Source organism: Methanomassiliicoccales archaeon, from assembly GCA_014361295.1.
In the GTDB taxonomy this organism is placed as follows: domain Archaea; phylum Thermoplasmatota; class Thermoplasmata; order Methanomassiliicoccales; family JACIVX01; genus JACIVX01.
Genome location: JACIVX010000001.1, coordinates 1,675,410 through 1,693,265, shown reverse-complemented (window position 1 = coordinate 1,693,265; position 17,856 = coordinate 1,675,410). Strand labels below are relative to the sequence as shown.

21 protein-coding genes and 1 rRNA gene are annotated in these 17,856 nt (G+C 44.6%); 13 read left to right on the top strand and 9 right to left on the bottom strand.

Translation table 11 applies throughout. From position 1 onward, the window contains the following. Positions 1–87 precede the first annotated feature (87 nt). The 6 genes from H5T41_08470 to H5T41_08445 are packed head-to-tail and all read right to left on the bottom strand — an operon-like array spanning position 88 to position 2,176. On the bottom strand, positions 88–447 hold the full coding sequence (locus H5T41_08470) for a DsrE family protein (GenBank protein MBC7108799.1): 360 nt from the start codon (positions 445–447) through the stop codon (positions 88–90). Between the two features lie 4 nt (positions 448–451). After that, positions 452–811, bottom strand: coding sequence for a DsrE family protein (locus H5T41_08465; GenBank protein MBC7108798.1), 360 nt, complete (start codon positions 809–811; stop codon positions 452–454). A gap of 26 nt (positions 812–837) precedes the next feature. After that, on the bottom strand, positions 838–1,140 hold the full coding sequence (gene dsrH / locus H5T41_08460) for a sulfurtransferase complex subunit TusB (GenBank protein MBC7108797.1): 303 nt from the start codon (positions 1,138–1,140) through the stop codon (positions 838–840). Between the two features lie 7 nt (positions 1,141–1,147). Further along, entirely contained in the window at positions 1,148–1,558 is a 411-nt protein-coding gene (locus tag H5T41_08455) for a DsrE/DsrF/DrsH-like family protein (protein ID MBC7108796.1), read from the bottom strand. A gap of 23 nt (positions 1,559–1,581) precedes the next feature. Continuing rightward, positions 1,582–1,941 (bottom strand): DsrE family protein, encoded by a 360-nt coding sequence (locus H5T41_08450; protein MBC7108795.1) that lies wholly within the window; start codon positions 1,939–1,941, stop codon positions 1,582–1,584. A 10-nt stretch (positions 1,942–1,951) separates the two neighbouring features. Continuing rightward, positions 1,952–2,176: a sulfurtransferase TusA family protein gene (locus H5T41_08445; GenBank protein ID MBC7108794.1), complete on the bottom strand. Its 225-nt coding sequence runs from the start codon at positions 2,174–2,176 to the stop codon at positions 1,952–1,954. Between the two features lie 105 nt (positions 2,177–2,281). Here H5T41_08445 and H5T41_08440 point away from each other — a divergent pair, with 105 nt between their 5' ends. The 3 genes from H5T41_08440 to H5T41_08430 all read left to right on the top strand — a co-directional run bounded on the left by H5T41_08440 (position 2,282) and on the right by H5T41_08430 (position 4,136). Continuing rightward, a complete protein-coding gene (locus H5T41_08440) occupies positions 2,282–2,632 on the top strand; it encodes a TrmB family transcriptional regulator (GenBank protein MBC7108793.1) in 351 nt (116 codons plus the stop codon). A 114-nt stretch (positions 2,633–2,746) separates the two neighbouring features. Further along, entirely contained in the window at positions 2,747–3,691 is a 945-nt protein-coding gene (pyrB, locus tag H5T41_08435) for an aspartate carbamoyltransferase (protein ID MBC7108792.1), read from the top strand. Beyond that, positions 3,672–4,136, top strand: coding sequence for an aspartate carbamoyltransferase regulatory subunit (locus tag H5T41_08430; GenBank protein MBC7108791.1), 465 nt, complete (start codon positions 3,672–3,674; stop codon positions 4,134–4,136). The genes pyrB and H5T41_08430 overlap by 20 nt, the downstream gene beginning before the upstream one ends. A 1-nt stretch (position 4,137) precedes the next feature. Here the strand turns inward: H5T41_08430 and H5T41_08425 are convergent, their stop codons facing one another. Next, positions 4,138–4,527: a roadblock/LC7 domain-containing protein gene (locus tag H5T41_08425; GenBank protein ID MBC7108790.1), complete on the bottom strand. Its 390-nt coding sequence runs from the start codon at positions 4,525–4,527 to the stop codon at positions 4,138–4,140. Positions 4,528–4,795: 268 nt separating this feature from the next. On the opposite strand from H5T41_08425, the gene H5T41_08420 reads away from it, so the two are divergent. Genes H5T41_08420 through H5T41_08405 form a run of 4 tightly spaced genes read left to right on the top strand, consistent with a single transcriptional unit; the run spans position 4,796 to position 7,272 of the window. Beyond that, entirely contained in the window at positions 4,796–5,137 is a 342-nt protein-coding gene (locus H5T41_08420; protein ID MBC7108789.1) for a 4Fe-4S dicluster domain-containing protein, read from the top strand. Between the two features lies 1 nt (position 5,138). Then, a complete protein-coding gene (locus tag H5T41_08415; GenBank protein MBC7108788.1) occupies positions 5,139–6,413 on the top strand; it encodes a hypothetical protein in 1,275 nt (424 codons plus the stop codon). Between the two features lie 45 nt (positions 6,414–6,458). Then, complete coding sequence (gene fliE, locus H5T41_08410; protein ID MBC7108787.1) at positions 6,459–7,013, top strand: flagellar hook-basal body complex protein FliE; 555 nt, start codon at positions 6,459–6,461, stop codon at positions 7,011–7,013. Next, positions 6,988–7,272: a hypothetical protein gene (locus H5T41_08405; protein MBC7108786.1), complete on the top strand. Its 285-nt coding sequence runs from the start codon at positions 6,988–6,990 to the stop codon at positions 7,270–7,272. The genes fliE and H5T41_08405 overlap by 26 nt, the downstream gene beginning before the upstream one ends. An 11-nt stretch (positions 7,273–7,283) precedes the next feature. Here the strand turns inward: H5T41_08405 and H5T41_08400 are convergent, their stop codons facing one another. Beyond that, positions 7,284–8,402 (bottom strand): site-2 protease family protein, encoded by a 1,119-nt coding sequence (locus H5T41_08400; GenBank protein MBC7108785.1) that lies wholly within the window; start codon positions 8,400–8,402, stop codon positions 7,284–7,286. A gap of 158 nt (positions 8,403–8,560) precedes the next feature. After that, positions 8,561–8,893 carry an ArsR family transcriptional regulator gene (locus H5T41_08395; GenBank protein MBC7108784.1) on the bottom strand — a complete coding sequence of 111 codons (333 nt, stop codon included), beginning with the start codon at positions 8,891–8,893 and terminating at the stop codon, positions 8,561–8,563. A 270-nt stretch (positions 8,894–9,163) separates the two neighbouring features. Between H5T41_08395 and H5T41_08390 the strand changes: the two genes are divergently transcribed. From H5T41_08390 to H5T41_08365, 6 genes are all read left to right on the top strand, one after another. Further along, positions 9,164–14,104 (top strand): PKD domain-containing protein, encoded by a 4,941-nt coding sequence (locus H5T41_08390; GenBank protein ID MBC7108783.1) that lies wholly within the window; start codon positions 9,164–9,166, stop codon positions 14,102–14,104. Positions 14,105–14,266: 162 nt separating this feature from the next. Next, positions 14,267–15,001 (top strand): DUF92 domain-containing protein, encoded by a 735-nt coding sequence (locus H5T41_08385; protein MBC7108782.1) that lies wholly within the window; start codon positions 14,267–14,269, stop codon positions 14,999–15,001. 165 nt (positions 15,002–15,166) lie between these two features. Beyond that, on the top strand, positions 15,167–15,664 hold the full coding sequence (locus tag H5T41_08380) for a DUF835 domain-containing protein (GenBank protein MBC7108781.1): 498 nt from the start codon (positions 15,167–15,169) through the stop codon (positions 15,662–15,664). 116 nt (positions 15,665–15,780) lie between these two features. Continuing rightward, positions 15,781–15,901 (top strand): 5S ribosomal RNA (rrf, locus tag H5T41_08375). Between the two features lie 145 nt (positions 15,902–16,046). Then, positions 16,047–16,877 (top strand): zinc ribbon domain-containing protein, encoded by an 831-nt coding sequence (locus tag H5T41_08370; GenBank protein ID MBC7108780.1) that lies wholly within the window; start codon positions 16,047–16,049, stop codon positions 16,875–16,877. Positions 16,878–17,082: 205 nt separating this feature from the next. After that, complete coding sequence (locus H5T41_08365; GenBank protein ID MBC7108779.1) at positions 17,083–17,856, top strand: isopentenyl phosphate kinase family protein; 774 nt, start codon at positions 17,083–17,085, stop codon at positions 17,854–17,856.

The window sequence follows — 17,856 nt, the reverse complement described above, 5'->3', positions numbered from 1 at the left end:
GCGAATGAGAATCCGGGCAATTAAAACAATTGTTTCCGGATGCGAAAAAAAAAGGAAAAGATGGTAAAGAAGTAAGAGAGTGAAATCTCAGAACGTCGTGACGAGTTGGTGTTCCGAAATAATCGAGCGCGCTTCTTCCCATGTCACCATTTTAACGCCCGCCATCGTCTCGATCTCACCAACCCTTTCAAAAAGATCTTCTTGGACACAGTAAACAGGGGCATCAAAATCGAGGACATCCTGGATCGCCTCGAGATTCGAAGGCATTTCAATTGCAGCTGGTTTCTGAGACGCGACGGCGTTTAGCGTTCCGTCACCAATCAATATGATCGATGTCTTTTCAATGATGCCACTTGCGATCATTGCGAGAGCAAGTCGAAGACCCGCGAAGGCATCTTCCGTGCCGTAGGGTGGCTTTGTAATCAGCACAGCGATACTTTCAGCCATCGATTCACCTCGCTAGCGTGATCATTCGATCACTTTCCGCAACAAATTTCGAAAGGTCGTTCGTGAGGCTTCCGATCTTCGAACCTTTGATCTCCTCACCTCTTTTGATGCCGCGAGCTGCGCAGCAAGTTTCGCAAACGGCAATCGTCACTCCCTTTTCAGCGAGATCGTGAAGGATCTTTCCAATGTTGGGAAATCGTTTTGGGTCCTGTCCTTCTTTGATCGTCATAACCCCTTCGCCGTATCCAAAAATGTTAACTTTGTACCCCTTGCTGATCGCTGCCTCAGCGATTTTCACCATGACGTTGGCATCCATATTCATCATCGTTCCAGATCTGATATGAATCGTCAGTGTCTTTGTCATCAAAACGCCTCCATCCAGATTCTCGATCATATAGTGATTGTTTGGTCGTACTCTTCCATGATGAGATCAACAACGGTCGGATAATCAATGACCTCGTATCCTTCCGCAAGTTGATCACTAAATCCTCTAGCATGTAGATCGTCCGCAATTACGTACGCTTTGCCAACGAGATCAAGAAGCTCTTTACTCTTTCTTTTATCGACGGCGAAGTACACCGCATCCTCAAAGAGAACAGCAGCTCTCTTTTCATTGCCAGCGATCTTATCGAGGTATTCCAATGAGTGATACTCGAATGGCGATTTCAGTAGTATGAAAAGAATCGATGGCATCGTATCACTATCCAATGAACAACTGTATATCCGAGTCCGCGGCGATGTTCAGGAACGCGGCAGCTCCAAGCACCTTAACGCCATCGATCATATCTTCCTTCTTAACCTGCATGAGGTTCATGGTCGTGCTGCAAGCATAGACATTGACCCCCAAATCGATGGCCATTTTAAGCTGATTTGAAAAGTCCTCGATTCCAATTTTCGCCATGCGCTTTCTGAAGACACCAGTAAAAAGCCTGTAAATACCAGGTAATTTCGGATTTGCCCCTTTCTTGAGGAGTTTTAAACCGAAAAATGTATAGAAGACATGAACTTCCATGCCCATGCTTGCCGCGGTATTGGCCAGTATGACCGACATCATCGCCTTATCAAAGGTTCCTTCTGAAACGACAATTGATAATCTTTTTGCTTCCGCCATTCGTTTCCCCCTGATGCACTCCACTAGTAGGTTAGAACCGCCTTGGCTTCGCCGATTTCTTTTACAAGGGTCGGTGCGTTCACAACAACTGCCCCCTCAATCAAATCACTCGGTTCGATGCCTCTTTTCTTCATGCATGGCGAACAGACAAGGAGTTTTCCACCACTGCTCAAATATGAATCAATCAATTCGTCAACTGGTGGAAAACTCGATTCATGAACCATTTTCGCATAGCCTTTCTTCGCAAGATACACGCCCATCGATTGGAGTGCGACAACTGGTTGCATCTCAGATGCGAGTGCCGTCACCGCGACAACAAAGGGCAGCGTTGCCTTTTCTGGATTGTCTTCGGCATGTGTTGCAATAATCAATAATTTATCCATTTCATTCACCTTATTTCTTTTTAATGATATAACGGTAGACTCCACCTTCTTCCTTCATCTCAACGAGTTCATTTCCCGTCCTCTTGCACCAGGCTGGAACATCTTCCTTCGAGCCAACATCGTCAGCGATAAGCTCGATGAGGCTACCCGGTCCCACCTCCTTGATTTTCTTTGCCAGTTTGACGATCGGCATCGGGCACATGAGGCCTCTGCAGTCGAGTATTTCCGTTTTCATAAAACACTCTCCTCAGGATTTTTCAATCGGTTTTGCACGGTTGTGCAACAAGTATATATAACCACTTGCTTATAAGCCTTTCGAGTTACAGATTAGGGGAGAGACATGATACCCGAAAAGCTTCTCTCGGAGGTTACGACTTGCCGAGATATTATCAAATGCGCATTCAATCTCAATGACTTCGAGGTACTCGTTTACAAGAGATTATCAGAACACGGTCCCTCGAGCGCCAATAAGCTAGCTGAAATACTGGAAAAGGAAAGAAGCACTGTTTACAGAGCGCTTCAAAAGCTCGTCGCATGTGGCATGTGTTACAGAGAGACTAAAGGAATTGAGAGGGGAGGATACTATCATCTTTACACAGCGATCGATCGAAAGGAATTGAAACGGAAGCTCGAAGAATGTGTCGAGAACTGGTACTCAAAACTCAAGGAAGCACTTTCAAAATTCGACTAATCCGCATGCAACACAGATCATTGTCCTTCATACGATTCCTCCACAATTCTCAAGCACAAGATAGCGATATCGAAGATGTCATATAGGAACTTCGATAATTCAGAAACGAGGAACATGAGCGTTTTCAGGAATTCTGACATCGTTTCCATACGCGACTTGTCGAAAGAGAGCATTGAGCAAATCATGGATCTTGCTGAAAGGATGATCCCTTACGCAAAAGGTGAGAAAAAGACAAAAGTACTGGAAGGGCGCATTCTCGCTAATCTCTTTTTCGAGCCATCGACGAGGACGAGACTATCATTCGAAAGCGCGATGGTGAGGCTTGGCGGCGAGGTGCTCGACGTTTCTTATCCGTTGATGACATCCGTCGCAAAGGGAGAGACGCTCGCCGATACAATCCGCATGGTTGAATCTTATGCAGATGTAATCGTGCTACGACACCCGCATGAAGGTGCGGCGAGACTTGCCGCACATTTCTCCTCAAAACCCGTTATCAATGGGGGAGACGGTGCAGGTCAGCATCCAACCCAAACAATTCTTGACCTTTTTACAATTCGAAGAGAAAAGGGAAAGATCGAGGGAATGAATGTCGTGTTGGTCGGCGATCTCAAATACGGAAGGACTGCCCATTCCCTCGCCGAAGCACTCGCGCTCTTTGGGGCGCATCTATGGCTTGTTGCACCTCAGAACTTACAGATGCCAAAAGAAACGATAAAAGAAGTTGAGCGATTGGGTCAGAAGCCGAAACTCGCTTCGAAACTGGAGGAGGTTATCGCAGAAGCGGATGTCCTCTACGTTACGAGAATCCAGAGAGAGCGTTTTCCTGATCCGAGTGAGTACCTCAAGGTTGCTGGCTCTTACAGAATCGATAAATCGATTCTGAGAGAAGCAAAGAAAGATCTCATTATCATGCACCCTCTGCCACGCGTCGATGAAATCGCGCCAGAGGTCGACAATACACCGCATGCAAGGTATTTTCAACAGGCATTCAACGGCGTGCCAGTAAGGATGGCGATTTTGCTTCTTTTGTTAGGAGTGGATGTCGATGAAGGATTTTAGAGTGACGCCGATAAGAAATGGTACAGTCATCGATCACATCGAATGTGGAATGGCACTGAAGGTTCTCAGGATCATAGGGGTCGACGGAGAGAAAATCCACTCGACAGTCAGCGTCCTCATGCACGTGCCTTCAAAAAAAGCTGGATGGAAGGACGTTGTGAAGGTTGAAGACAGGGAACTCGATCCGAGCGAAGTCGATAAGATCGCGCTCATCTCTCCGAGAGCCACGATCAACATCATTCGCGATTTTAACGTCGCCGAAAAATACAAGGTCAGACTGCCTGATGTTGTGAGAGGCATCGTCCGATGCGGAAATCCAAACTGCATCACTAACCTATCAGAGCCTGTTGAGCCAGAATTTGTTGTTGAATGCAAGGATCCGCCAATCCTTCGTTGCATCTATTGCGACAGAATTTTAGAAAATATCTCGGAGCATATCATCTAGATTATCTTAACCAGATGAGCTCCTCCTTCGCGCGGATGATAATTCTTTGGAGGTCATCGAGAACACGACGATCGTCCATATTTCGATCTACTGTTGCCACGATGAGAAGATTCGGGCTGAACTCCGTGATGAACAATTTCTTCTTTTCAAATACAGCGACAACATACTCCAATTTTTCTTTTGAGTTTTCGGTTTTCGCAGATTCAGCTGATGAGTATATGATAGCGGCCATCGCCGAAAAGGTTTCTGAGGGGATCTGAGAGAGAGATTTTCCTGCGATCATCAATCCAGTTTTCGAAATAATGAAAACATTCTGGAGAGAAGGGGTCTTATCCATTTCGTTGCGAATGATATTCTCGAGCACGCTTTCAATCGATTTTGCCGGTCTCAAGAGGATCCCCCAGAGCAGATCGGAAATTGACTGACCCAGACTATGTGATGTACCCAATTAGCAAAATATCACTTAATGATTTCCAAATTCGACGAAGACAGCAAGGAATCAGCTGAGAATCGCAGTCCAAATACTCAATAACTCTGTATGACTCGAAATAGTCAAGATTTCGACGAGATCAATTGATGATGAATCAAAAAAAGTGATTGTTGACTCGAATGGCATCAATTAAATAAAGATAGGTCATTACAAAGTGATGGTGAATTCGTTGCCACTACGACTTGACACCCTGAAATGCACAGGATGCGGACTTTGCGAACTCGCCTGTAGTTTCAGAAGAGACCGTGTAATCACAACAATGAGGTCAAGCATCATGTTACATCTCGATGATAAGAAAAATTACTTTGGCGTCATGATTAAAAGACCTAACGACGAACTCGTGCTTGGCCGACCTGAGGGCCTCGAAATCCAAGGGAGAGGTGATAGGAAGGAAGAAGATGGTGCTGGAGCGAAGCCTATTCTGCTCAGAGAAGAATGCGATGAATGTGATGGCGAGATTCCCTACTGCGTGAGGATCTGCCCTTCTAGATGCCTCTACGAAGGTGAGTAGCATGGACTATATGTACACAGGAAACATGATCATTGTTGACCTCGAAAATAGAGAAGTTCAGGAACGGTCGCTCGATGATGAAATCATCGATCGTCTCCTCGGCGGTGCTGCCATTAATAACACCCTGTATCGGGAATTTCAAGATAAAGACCCAGTCATCATCGGAACAGGACTTTTCACTTCCTCGATGATCCCTTGCTCATCGATGTCCGTCATGACTGCGCGATCTCCGATCAATGGGAAAGTCATGCACGCTCCAATCGTGAATTTCATGGGTGCGGAGCTTAAGCTTGCGGGATTTGATTTTATCGTCATTCATGGACGCTCTGATGAGCCAGCGTACCTCTGGCTTCACGACGAAATTGCTGATATAGTGCCCGCGAAGGACATTTGGGGAAAAGATACTTGGAAAACGGTTGACTACATCAGAGATGAGCAAGGCGAAGAAAGAATTCAGGTTGTTTCTATCGGTCAGGCTGGTGAAAACAAAGGCACCATTGCTCAGTTCATCGTGAATTACTGGTCAGAGGGGGACAAAGTCGGTTTTGGTGCACGCTTGGGCGAGATGCAATTAAAGGCGATTGGTACGAGGGGTATGGGTGAGCTTGAAGTCGCTGACACGGAATCCTTCTTCGATCTATGCGTTGCTGCGATAGAGGACGCAAGAAAACGACTCGGCGGAGATCGAGGGATTCGAAGTCTCATCCCATCATATGCATCTTTGAAGAATTTTGACGAAATCAAACATCGTGATTCCGCATGCTTCGGTTGCCCTTGGCCATGCAGGACATTTGTGAAATACAATGAACCTGCATCTGTGCTCAAAGAGGGGGTCGAGGAGCCGGGTGTCTTGATAGTAGATGCTCCTGGCTATCTTGCATTTCTTAATGCGGGCTTTGACGCAATTGAATCGGCGAGACTCCTTGAATTGGCGAGCAGATTTGGTATTGAACCTATAAACGCCGCCACTCTTATTCACGGTCAAAAGTTTGAAAACGCGAAAGAATCCCTCGTCAATATAGCGTCACGAAAATCTGATGCATCTTCGATCATATCGGTAGAGGGGGCGTGCAGATCAGACGTCTTCAGTCCCTTTGCTCCTAACGGCGGTGATGAAATCACGATCGCACTCGCTTATATTCTTGGTATTTGTCCACGGTATGCGGCGAAAATAGGGATCGATATCGAGCGCGTTTCAGAATTTATCAAGGTCTGCGCCGATTTAGATATGGATCCTTCGAATTTGAAAGCGCTAGCGAAATCTCTTTTCACATGACTTTGATAGGAACGGATTCTTAGCACAAAACACATCGGTGATGATATGAAAGTGATCATCGTGACCGGCATGCCAGGTGCGGGCAAGGAGGAGTTCGTCAAAGTCTCGAAAGAAATGGGGTTCGATGTCGTGAGAATGGGCGATGTTGTACGAATGGAGGCGATAGAAAAGAAGATCACATCGGATGATCAGAGTATCGGAAATTTCGCTCACTCGGAGAGATTGAAATATGGATACGATATCTGGGCAAAGAGAACAGTCCCCTTGGTCAAAAGTAAGAAAACGGTCATTGATGGTTGCAGAGGAGAATCGGAACTATCCATATTCAAAGATGCATTTGGTGAGGATTTGATCGTCATTGCGATTCATGCGTCGGCAAAAACGCGATACGATCGCCTCAGAAGGAGAAATCGATCGGACGCTCCAGCGAATTTTGAACAGTTTCAGGAGAGGGATCAAAGAGAACTCGGATGGGGACTAGGTAATCTCATCGCCCTCGCGGACTATGTGATAGTTAACGAAGGGACACTTGAGGAATTCAAGGAGAATGTGCGAGCGCTTTTGAAGGAAATCGATGGAAATGAGGTTCAAGATCGTTAGACTGTGCACAGGCGATGCTTTTTCAGTTGTGCCGCAGGAAATAGTCCGGTTCGACCTGAGTCGGGTGGCCGAGATTCTTAGGAAAAATGGAATGGAGATTATTAATCCAGGCGTGATGATTATTGCAAGACTGAAAGACGTTGAAATGACCATCTACACGAATGGACGTTTGATGATCCGGCCGATCCAAGAAAAGGAGAGAGCTGAGTCAATTGCGAATGAAATATATCGCTGCCTCGAAAATGCGAGGATCGAATGATCTTGGATTCTCTAATTGAGCCAGATTCCCTTCTGAACAGCGAACAGCGTGACGATTCTCTTGAATTCATCTCTTGAAACGCTTCCGACGAACTCATCCCGTGCGTCCAAAACGATCACAAAATCATTTTGTGGTGACATGATTTTGAGTATTTCGGAGGCATCCATGTAATCCCTCACATAGGGCATTGAGCGATTGACGATTTGAGCTATTGTCACATTACTCCTCTCATTCAAAGGAACACGAGCGATCGCTTCAGCAGTAATGATGCCTAGAAGCACACCCTTCTCGACGACAGGATACGATATGCGTCGTTCCAATATCATTCTCTTCAGAGCTTCATCAACACTCGTCGATGGTTCAAGCCAGTAAATTTGCGAATTCATGATCGCGCGTACCTTGACGCCGTCGAGAGCGAACATGAGTTTCGTCATCTGTGCCTCTTCCGATGCGCCTGCATAGATGAAAAGTGCAACGAGCACGATGAAAATATCGAAGAAGACGATGCCGATCACGATCATTACGACGGCGATTCCCTTGCCAACCTTAACAGCTATGTCCGTTGCCTTTAGCATTCCAAGTCGGGACGCGAGTATCGACCGCAGAATCCTGCCTCCGTCCATTGGAAAGGCAGGAATGAGATTGAATCCACCAAGCAACAGATTGTAAAAACCAATCGTACCGCACATGATCTTTAGAGCTTGAATGGGTGTGTTTCCTCGCGAAAGATCGTTGAGAAGTAGCGCAATCGGAATGAGGACAAATCCGATAGCAAAACTCGTCGCAGGACCGACGAATGCCATGATACCCTCAACTTTTGGATCACGAGGCGTGTCCTCTAGTTGCGCAACACCGCCAAACAAGAAAAGGGTGATGCTCTTAATGCGATAACCGTGCTTCAGCGCGATGAGAGAGTGACCAATCTCATGAAGGAGGATTGTGAGGAAAAAAAGGATCGCACAAATGGCGCCGAGCACCAACTTAGCAGGGAAAGAGACATTAAGGGATGAAAAGCCAAGAACGAAGCCGTTAATTTTCACCCCGGTAAATGCGAAAAATGTCGCAAAGATGGGAATAATGATGAGAAAAGTGAAGTGAAAGTAAATGGGAATTCCCTTGATTGATCCCATGCGAAGTGATGCACGCACAGACAGTTATTCATTTATCCGGTCTATTTAGTATTCGGTCAAAGTCCTTTAGAAATTCGGATGTTTATCAACTGGATGACTAGCTAACACGATCTCATATTGAATTTCGAAAGAATTTAGGGAGGATGTCTTGATTAAATCTACTCTGTCTCGCATCCCATTTCAAATTCGATTATCCTTCTCCGGCCATCGTTGAATACGATTTCATGTGAAAACTTCGTATGATCAATGATGATTTTAAAAGACCACAAGTTAGACATATAGAGCTCTCCCCGTTTTCTCTTCTTGTTCTTTGTGATCAGATTATATTGCTCCAATGCACGCAGTTGACGATAGCATCTTGTCAAGGGAATCTTTAAAATTTGTGAGATCTCCTTTGCAGTTTTTGGTTCTGATGAGACGAGCGAAAGTATCCTGCCTCCCTCAAAATCGAGTGCCAATCTGAGACCTTTGAGGTCCATCCCTTCCAACATAAGGTAGTATTCTTAAATTACCCAAATATGCATGTTACGAAAAAATTATCATAAGTGATTATGAAAAATGATTTTCTTGCTTACGAGAAAAAGTTCTGAATCGTGCTGATTATTAACGAACTTATTTATCATCGATCATTCGAATTTACTATTTCGTAATCCCCGGCCATGCGATAATGATGAGTTAGATTCTCACGAAACCAGCTTTTTAATACAAAAGAAATATATATAACATAAGGAGCCGTTATAACACAAAACCAAGGGGGTCAGATGAACAAGTTTTGTGGAGCTGTGCTCTTATCTGTCCTGCTGATAATCACAGTTCCACTCAGCCTTGAGACACTTGAAATGGAACAACATCAAACGATCATTTCCCAAGCACCGCATTTTCTCGTTGAAGGCGACACTACTCCCCCTGAAATCTTCGATTTGTTTTCAACAACACTTCGAACAAGAATTGACCCAGCATTCGTTGGTGTCGGCGATTTCAATAACGATAGTCTGAAGGATATCGCGGTTGGGAGTCGAGTTAACAAGACGATCGAATTATTTTTTCAAAAAACAGATGGGACCTTTGACATAGGCCCCAGTAAGACAATTAACCTCGGTTTCACTGTCACAGGAATGGCTATTGGCGATCTCGATGGTGACACGACTGATGACATCATAGTAACTTCCGCAACAACTCAAAAGGTATACCTGCTCTATCAGAAATCTAACTTTAGTATCAGCCCGAAAGACGCGAGACCGAACCCATATGGCGTCGTCGTAGGTGATTTCGATCAAGACGGATTAAAAGACTTTGCTTACGTAAGTTACAACTCTTCGATAAGCCCAAACTGCAGCTTTACCGTTCATTTAAAAAAGACAAACTTCTATCCAGAAAATTATGTTAGGCTAGACGTTCCAGCCGGTCTATTTAAAGCTACCTTTATTGAAACAGCAGATCTAGATCAGGACGGGCATCCGGATTTGGCAATTGGAGATACTGATTTTAGCAAGATAGCGATTTATAAAGGTGGTATAGAAAGCGGTATGCCCACTTGGTCTTTAATCCAGGTTATGGATTCAAATTCTTTGAACAATCCAATTGAGATGCATTTTGTACAAGTCGATATGCTTGAGTCTGAAGAGCTTGTTGTGCTTTCGAGAGGAGATAATAAGATTACCATTTTTAGATATGATAAGACGAGTGGACAATTGTATGAATACATCACCAAGGAGGGTCTTAATAATCCGGCAACAAGCGCAATGTTGGATACAAACGATGATTTGATTCCCGATTTGATCACTGTTTCAAGAAATACTTGCATCGCAGAAATCTTTCTAACGAAACTCGCTTTACCGTACGGGAAGTCAGAGTTCACTTTCCCATCAAATGCATTTCCTCTCAAAGCAGTTTCCAAAGACATCAACAATGATGGTCTCGCAGACCTTCTCATTTCGACAAATGCCACTTCATTGAATGGATCGATTACTATCTATTATAGATTGAAATCCGGCTTCCTTAGTAACGCGAATGAAAACATTTTTCTGGAAGGAGGAAGTCTACCGACATCGATCGTCCAAGGAGACTTTGACGGAGACGGAATCATAGAAGTAGGCGCTATTTGTTTAAACGATACTCTAAAATTCCGAAAAATAGGTCAAAATGAAACTGGATCAAAATTAACTGGAATGTCACCATTTGAAGCAAGGACAGCAGATCTGACGAATGATACAATACCAGACATTGTTGTTTCGAATTCAGGAAGCAATAACATTACATTCTATTTTGGAGGGGTTGGCTTCTTTCAGAATCAAGCAGTTTCGTTGTCATTACAGGTAAATGGATCACTTAACAGTCCAAAAGGAGTAGCGATCGACGACATAGATGGTGATGGAAAACTCGATGTCATCATTGCGTGCGACCTCGGGATCCAGATGTTTTTCAACACGGGGGCTCCCCCATATTTCAGCGAATCTCATTCCCTTACTCTCTTAGCGCAGGCGAGTAGTTTTACTTATCTTACAACTGGTAATTTCAATGTTGGATATGAGACGAAGATGGGATGGCCCACAATGAAAGACATTGCGGCTTATAATTCCAGCTCCCATAAATTGGAAATCTATTTTCAGTATTACCCTTCTCGTTCTTTTTCGATTATTCAGAAAGCAGAATTCGTCCCAGATGCCTCATCGGTTGCTGTCTTGGTAGGTTCTGGTAAAATCAATAACGATTCATTGGACGATCTTGTTGTACCATTAACTAACGGGCAATTGGTAATTTATATTCAGAAAACTGGTTTACAAAATGGATTTTCAGACGGTTCGGGCTCAAAGTTTTCGACGATTTTACAAAACGGAATCTGGAAGGCGTCAATCGGTGATTTGAACGATGATGGAAGAGATGAAATCGCAATCATATCCAATCGTATCGGCTTAGCACATATTATTGAATTCAATGGATCTGCTTTTTCAAACCTTCGATCGTTTTCGTGTGGTGCTGGCCTTGGAGGTCTGTTGGTCGCCGACGCGAATGGGGATCTAAGACAAGATTTGCTGATTTCATCGCCATTATCTTCCTCAATTTCAATCAATTATCAAAACAATCTTCCACCTCGCGCTCTTGCCGTCTGTGTGACTAATCCCCCATTCAATGAAGGTATTGGAGTGAGATTTGACGGGCGTAATTCCACAGATTCTTACTCCGATGCTGCTTCTCTCAATTATACGTGGTCCTTCAGCGATGGCCAGATAGCGTATGGAAATATTGTCACCCATATTTTTATCAAGAACGGAACGTACATTGTCTCTTTAAGAGTCACCGACCGAGAAGGACTCTCAAGTTACAACAATCTTTCGATAGACATTACTGATTTAGCTCCAATCGCATCCTTTGAAATCAATCCTCAAACAATCAGAGAAGGTTCATCGATTGAATTCACCGATACCTCGACGTCGTATCCAGACCCGATTATCTCACGGCGATGGGAATTTGGTGACGGAACTATCGATTACGGAAATAACAGCTCTGTCAGACATATCTACATGAAGAGTGGCATATACCGAGTCAATCTGACCGTCACGGACAGCGACGGATCGACCAGTTCGTATTCCAATACCGTCACGGTACTCGATAACGCACCATCTGCTTTGTTTATTGTTTCAAACGCGTTTCCAATGGAGAACACAACGGTGTACTTTAAGGATCAATCGACATCGTACCCCGACACGATTGTCGCTTGGTCTTGGGATTTTGGAGATGGAACAAATAGCTATGAAAATAATCCTGCTCACGTCTATGTCCAAAACGGCACATATACTGTGCAGCTAACGATTTGGGATTCCGATGGCAGTACCCATTCGTCTTCAATGATCATTCAAGTGCAGGATTCGATTCCTTCCGTCTCGTTCTCATTCAGTCCGATAGTACCAAACGAAGGTCAGCTCATAACATTCGAGGATAAATCAACGGCGTACGATGGCATCGTGTCGTGGTCGTGGGACTTTGGTGATGGGACAAATTCCAACGAAAGAAATCCCAGTCATTATTACAATAATAACGGTACGTTCAGTGTAAAACTCACCGTGGTTGATAGGGATGGATCCATTGGCATCTCCGAAAAGCAGATTTCGGTCAAAGATACATCCCCTATCATTGTCAAGATATTTACGCAATCAAGTGGCGGCCAGATGGTAGAGGATGCGGAAATCGGTATAGAAGTTAGTATAATACCTGGATGGGAGAGTGTAAAAAATCTAAGGTACTGGTGGGATTACAATTACTCCGGCTCCTTTAATACCTGCGAGAACACACAAATTAATAAGACAACCCATTCATTTTCCAGGCAAGGTACATACAAGATTGCAGTCAGAGTATGGGACTCTGATTCTTTTGTTGAGGAAAATATTGTAATAAATATTTACAATGTCAAACCAGTAGCTAGGTTTTCTTACAGACTTGTGCAGAGCGGAGAGATTCGATTTGATGCAAGTCTTTCAGAGGACACACCAAGCGATTTGGTCACGCTAGAATATCAATGGAATTTTGATGATGGAACAAACTGGTTAGCTTGGAGCCGTAGCCCTGTGATACTTCATATGTTCGAAAGTGATGGCAACTACAGCGTCGTCTTAAGAGTGAGGGACGATGATGGTGCCATTAATACTACCAGTGCTTGGATAATTGTTGATAGAAAGGCTCCAGATATCGGAAACATCATTGTTGGAGAGGTGGTTGTAGGAAAACCTATTGTAATTACCGCAACTGTCGACGATAATATCGGATTAAGAAATGTGACTCTATTTTATGAAGTCAGCAATGAGACTTTTTCAACGATAATGTTAAAGAAAGAAGGATCGAGCAATACATGGGTTGGTCAAATAAAGGCCCTAAACAAGACAGGGATTGTAGTATACTGGATTGAAGCAGTTGATAACAGTGGAAACAAGTTCACGACTGGTAAATTAGAATTCCTTGTTACCGAGGGCGCGATCTCGCCCTCTCTTTGGATTTTGGGCTTGAGCATCGCTGGGCTTGCACTCGGAGGACTCTACGTCTACATGAGGCAGTTCTCAACCATTGTAGACGAAGTTTTTGTGATTTATGAAGATGGTTGTCTCATAGCGCACGATACGCGACGTTTGAAGCCTGGGATGGATGATGACGTTCTCAGCAGCATGCTCATAGCCATTCAGGATTTTGTCAAGACTACATTTAAGGATGAAAACACGACGGCACTCAAACGACTCGATTTTGGCGAAAAGAAAATCCTTGTTGAAAAAGGGGAAAAGGTTTATTTAGCCGCCGTCCTCCACGGAAAGTACGATGCAAAGATCGCCCAGAAGATGCTAAGAATCCTCAACGAGATCCAGCGGGATTACGGGAGTGTCTTTGCGCAATGGGACGGCGATCTCGAAAAGGTGAGAGGGGTACGGGACAAAGCCCATCTCCTTTTTGAGAAAGACTGGAAGGTCTCGATCGAACTCTTCAAGTCAATTGGAAAACGCCTCAGTTTGAAGAGAGCCCCGAAGATCGAATGCCCGATCTGTGGTGAAGAGATTTCATCAAGCATTGGTCGATGCCCTTCGTGTGGATCCGAGTTACACTTCGCTAGCATATCTGAACTCGAGGAAGTCGCGAAGGAAATTACTGAAAGAGACAAAACATCAAATATCAAAAGCGAAGGCATCGATCAAAATGAAAATACAACAGAAAGATATGAATGAACAAGAATTTTAAGACAAGTCACGCAAATCAAATGACTAGAAAATCAGTGAATTGTTCGGTCGTTCCAATTGATCTCGAAACTGCCTTCCTCTGGGGGGTTACCTATACATCTTCCTAATTCTGAGCCATAATTTCATAATTACCTCGATGTATTTATCGCCGTGTCTCCGGCCGAGACCTTTGTCCTGTTGCTGCTGCTCTGCGCTCTTCTCTCGATCCTGGCCTACAGATTCAAATTGCTCACCGCGAGCGGCAGTATTGCATCGATCGTCGTAGGGCTTATTATTGGCTGGTTCGGATCGATCACCTGGCTGCTCATCCTGATCGTTTTCGTACTCCTCGGATTTCTTGTCACTAAGTACAAGATACAGCTCAAAATGGCGAAAGGATTACAGGAAGGTAAAAGAGGAGAGAGGACCTATCCTAACGTCCTCGCCAACGGATTTGTGCCAGCAATCATCGCATTATTCTCGTACTCTCTGAACATGCAAGACGAAATGATAACGGAAATCGCTTACCTTTCGGCGATTAGCGTCGCAGCGGCCGATACCACGGCAAGCGAGCTCGGCGTATTGAGCCCTCGGACCTATCTAATAACGAATTTCAGTCGAGTGAAGCCCGGCACGAATGGAGGGGTCTCTCTGGCGGGAACACTCTGGGCTGTTGCAGCAGCAACCTTCGCATCGGTTATTGGCTGGTTTGCGATTGTACCAGGAATGTCGATTGACGCGATGGTGCTTATACCGATCTTTGCTGGTGTCTTTGGATGTACGATAGATAGCATCATCGGTGCGACGCTAGAAAACCGCGGATTTGTTTCAAAGCTTGGAACCAATGTCATTTCAATGTTCGCCGGCGCCGTGGTCGGTGTGATCATCTGCCAGATAATTCAATAGAACTTATAAGAAGCGTTAATGAGCAGGAGTTGTCATCATCTGAACTCAGAACCGTTTGTGTTGCATGTGTAATGTGAGATGACTCTACGCAAAAAACATAATCGACTGCATTGTTAATTAACATGTAGGGAAGAAATTGAGATAAGAGAATCGATGTGAGTCTGAATGATGCAAGTAATTCTTAGGCAAGGAAACCTCTACATGCTGCAGGGAAGAGATCCCAGCAAGTTGTTCAATCTTTGCAATAACACCAAAAATCAGGGTGGCAAGATACTCTGTATTACGAGAATTCATCCTAATCAACTAAAAGAGGAATACGGAATTCCACAAGACCAAACCATTTGGATTTCACAAACGGTGGGATCGCGGAATATCAACCCGCAGAATATGGGAATCCTAACAGAGACCGTCGTTCGATTTCTTTCAACAAATGTCAAATCGATCGTTTTTCTCGAGGGACTAGAATATCTTATGGCACAGAACGATTTTACCAAGATATTGAAGTTCATCAACCATGTATACGAAGCGGTCGCGATAAACAAGAGCATTATGGTCTTCTCGATGGATCCCCGTGCCTTCTCAGCGAGGGAGATAGCGTTTCTCGAAAAATGCGCTGTTGCGATTGATGAGAATGATGAAGTTATTATCAGAATGTCTGATTAAGCTCCATAGCATCTCATTCGTCTTTTGCTTTACCATCCTAATCAAGATATCTGGGATCGTTCCAATCAACAAACTATTTATAGATGCTTCCTGTTTAAGCGACACAACGCGAATGGTATGACGGCCATAGCGGCGGGGATACACCCGGTCTCATCCGAACCCGGCAGTTAAGCCCGCCCGCGTTCCCTGTTGTACTGTGGTGCGCGAGCCCACGGGAAGCAGGGATCGCTGTCAGCCATTCGCGCACTTTTTCATCATTAATATGGGGCGTAAAGGATTTTGTAACACCCAGTGCATTTATGGACTTTTTCGAAGGCTAATCTAAGCAATAAAAGATTTAAACATCAATGATTGTAATGGGTATCTAGAGTCGGTGCCGCTGATGGCTATTTCGTGGGATACGACAGTCATTGCCGTCGGCGTGGCGGTATTGGCAATCGTCGTCTTCTTTGAGCTGAGATATATGAGATCAAGAAGGAAAGACAAGATCGAGACGGTGCTGTTGCGCGATGAAGCATATAATGCTCTGATTACAACCAGCGCTGTTTCAAAAGCTCTGAAGGAAAAGAAAAAGGATACGACGGACGCGGATCGTCTGATTTTCGAAGCGGAGAGAGCTTATCAAAGAAGAGATTATTCAACTTGCAAGGAATTAACCGACAGAGCCAGGGAAGCGCTCAGGCAAGCAAAATCGAAGGAGCTCGAGGTCTTTGAGGAGATCGCTTCAACGCCTGCACCGCAGGAGGAAGAGCCAGTTGTTCCCTTCCAAGAGGTCAAGAAACTGCCTGTGAATTACATCGAATCGAAGTTCATGATCGAGAGTGCAAGAATAGGCATTGAGACAGCGAATCAGAGGGGCATGGATACAACGGCTGCGAGGGCTTATTTGGAGAGTGCTCAGAAATATTTTGCGAATACCGAATACACAGAAGCGCTCAAATACGCGTACAAGGCAAAAAGATGCACAGAGGGGCAAGCGGTCGAACGGCTCGTGACGGCTGAGAAGAAAGGCACCGAGGAGGAATTGAAACCGCAATCTGTCGAAGAAGAGAAATGTCCACAATGCGGGGCATCAATTAGGTCAGTAGATAATTTTTGTGGAAAGTGTGGCGTAAAAATCATTCGGATTCCAAAATGTCCCTCTTGTTCCGCTGAGGTCGATCCTTCCGATAACTTCTGCAGACGATGCGGTACAAAATTGAAGGAACCTTAGTTAAATTGCAGTTCAAGCGGTCAGTCGCGATTTCATACTAACAGAAGAAAAATCTCTCTTAAATAATAGTGACTGCGGATTTCGAGATGCTTCTAAATCATCTGTCGACATTCTCGAGCTTCGTGAGAGTTGTGACGACACCGAATTCAAGCGTCGTCGTCTGAGAATCTTTTTATATGCACCTTCTGATGCTTTAGCTGGTTGAATGATCCTTGTAAAATTGGGCGGTAGCGTCATCACGGAAAAAAATCAGCTCAGGAGTTTTCGCAGAGAAAACGTCGAAAGGTTAGTCGAAGAAATAAAGAACGCGAGAAAGAAGATCATTCTCGTTCATGGTGCCGGATCTTTTGGCCACTTGCTTGCTTATGAATATCATCTGCAAAAGGGTTTTATCTCAAGCGACCAGATACCTGGTCTCGCGAAGGTTATGCTCGATGTGAGGGAACTCAACTTGAATGTCATGAAGGTCCTCGAGGAGAAGGGCATCGCTGCTGTCTCTATACCTCCGAGCACTTCAACGAGATTGAATTCGGGTGAAATTGTCCATCTTGATTACGACTTGTTTGAACAATTCATCGAACTTGATACGATGCCGGTGACGTTCGGCGACGTCTGCCTCGATAAGAAACTGAAATTCGGAATTTGCTCTGGCGATCAGCTCATGGAAAAACTTGCGATTCATTTCAACGCGGAAAGGGCGATATTCTGCACGGACGTCGATGGCATCTTCTCATCCGATCCAACATCGAATCCCGATGCCAGATTGATCGAGGAAGTCGATCGATCAATTCTCGATCACATACCAAAGAATTCTAGGTACACCGATGTGACAGGAAGCATGTTTGGAAAAATTGAGCGAATGATACGAATCGCCTCAAGGAATTGCGAATGTCTCGTAATCAATGGCAATGTTCCTGGAAGGCTTGAGGCCGCACTCAAAGGAGATTCCGTGAAAGGAACAAAGGTAATTGGTGAATGA

Excerpts from the sequence above, each read along its gene's own strand:
- H5T41_08455 (MBC7108796.1), bottom strand. The coding sequence starts at position 1,558 with ATGGCGGAAGCAAAAAGATTATCAATTGTCGTTTCAGAAGGAACCTTT.
- H5T41_08440 (MBC7108793.1), top strand. The coding sequence starts at position 2,282 with ATGATACCCGAAAAGCTTCTCTCGGAGGTTACGACTTGCCGAGATATT.
- H5T41_08450 (MBC7108795.1), bottom strand. The coding sequence starts at position 1,941 with ATGGATAAATTATTGATTATTGCAACACATGCCGAAGACAATCCAGAA.
- H5T41_08390 (MBC7108783.1), top strand. The coding sequence starts at position 9,164 with ATGAACAAGTTTTGTGGAGCTGTGCTCTTATCTGTCCTGCTGATAATC.
- H5T41_08380 (MBC7108781.1), top strand. The coding sequence starts at position 15,167 with ATGATGCAAGTAATTCTTAGGCAAGGAAACCTCTACATGCTGCAGGGA.
- H5T41_08445 (MBC7108794.1), bottom strand. The coding sequence starts at position 2,176 with ATGAAAACGGAAATACTCGACTGCAGAGGCCTCATGTGCCCGATGCCG.
- fliE (MBC7108787.1), top strand. The coding sequence starts at position 6,459 with ATGAAAGTGATCATCGTGACCGGCATGCCAGGTGCGGGCAAGGAGGAG.
- H5T41_08405 (MBC7108786.1), top strand. The coding sequence starts at position 6,988 with ATGGAAATGAGGTTCAAGATCGTTAGACTGTGCACAGGCGATGCTTTT.
- H5T41_08365 (MBC7108779.1), top strand. The coding sequence starts at position 17,083 with ATGATCCTTGTAAAATTGGGCGGTAGCGTCATCACGGAAAAAAATCAG.
- H5T41_08465 (MBC7108798.1), bottom strand. The coding sequence starts at position 811 with ATGACAAAGACACTGACGATTCATATCAGATCTGGAACGATGATGAAT.
- H5T41_08430 (MBC7108791.1), top strand. The coding sequence starts at position 3,672 with ATGTCGATGAAGGATTTTAGAGTGACGCCGATAAGAAATGGTACAGTC.
- H5T41_08400 (MBC7108785.1), bottom strand. The coding sequence starts at position 8,402 with ATGGGATCAATCAAGGGAATTCCCATTTACTTTCACTTCACTTTTCTC.
- pyrB (MBC7108792.1), top strand. The coding sequence starts at position 2,747 with ATGAGCGTTTTCAGGAATTCTGACATCGTTTCCATACGCGACTTGTCG.
- dsrH (MBC7108797.1), bottom strand. The coding sequence starts at position 1,140 with ATGCCATCGATTCTTTTCATACTACTGAAATCGCCATTCGAGTATCAC.
- H5T41_08415 (MBC7108788.1), top strand. The coding sequence starts at position 5,139 with ATGGACTATATGTACACAGGAAACATGATCATTGTTGACCTCGAAAAT.
- H5T41_08370 (MBC7108780.1), top strand. The coding sequence starts at position 16,047 with ATGGCTATTTCGTGGGATACGACAGTCATTGCCGTCGGCGTGGCGGTA.
- H5T41_08395 (MBC7108784.1), bottom strand. The coding sequence starts at position 8,893 with ATGTTGGAAGGGATGGACCTCAAAGGTCTCAGATTGGCACTCGATTTT.
- H5T41_08470 (MBC7108799.1), bottom strand. The coding sequence starts at position 447 with ATGGCTGAAAGTATCGCTGTGCTGATTACAAAGCCACCCTACGGCACG.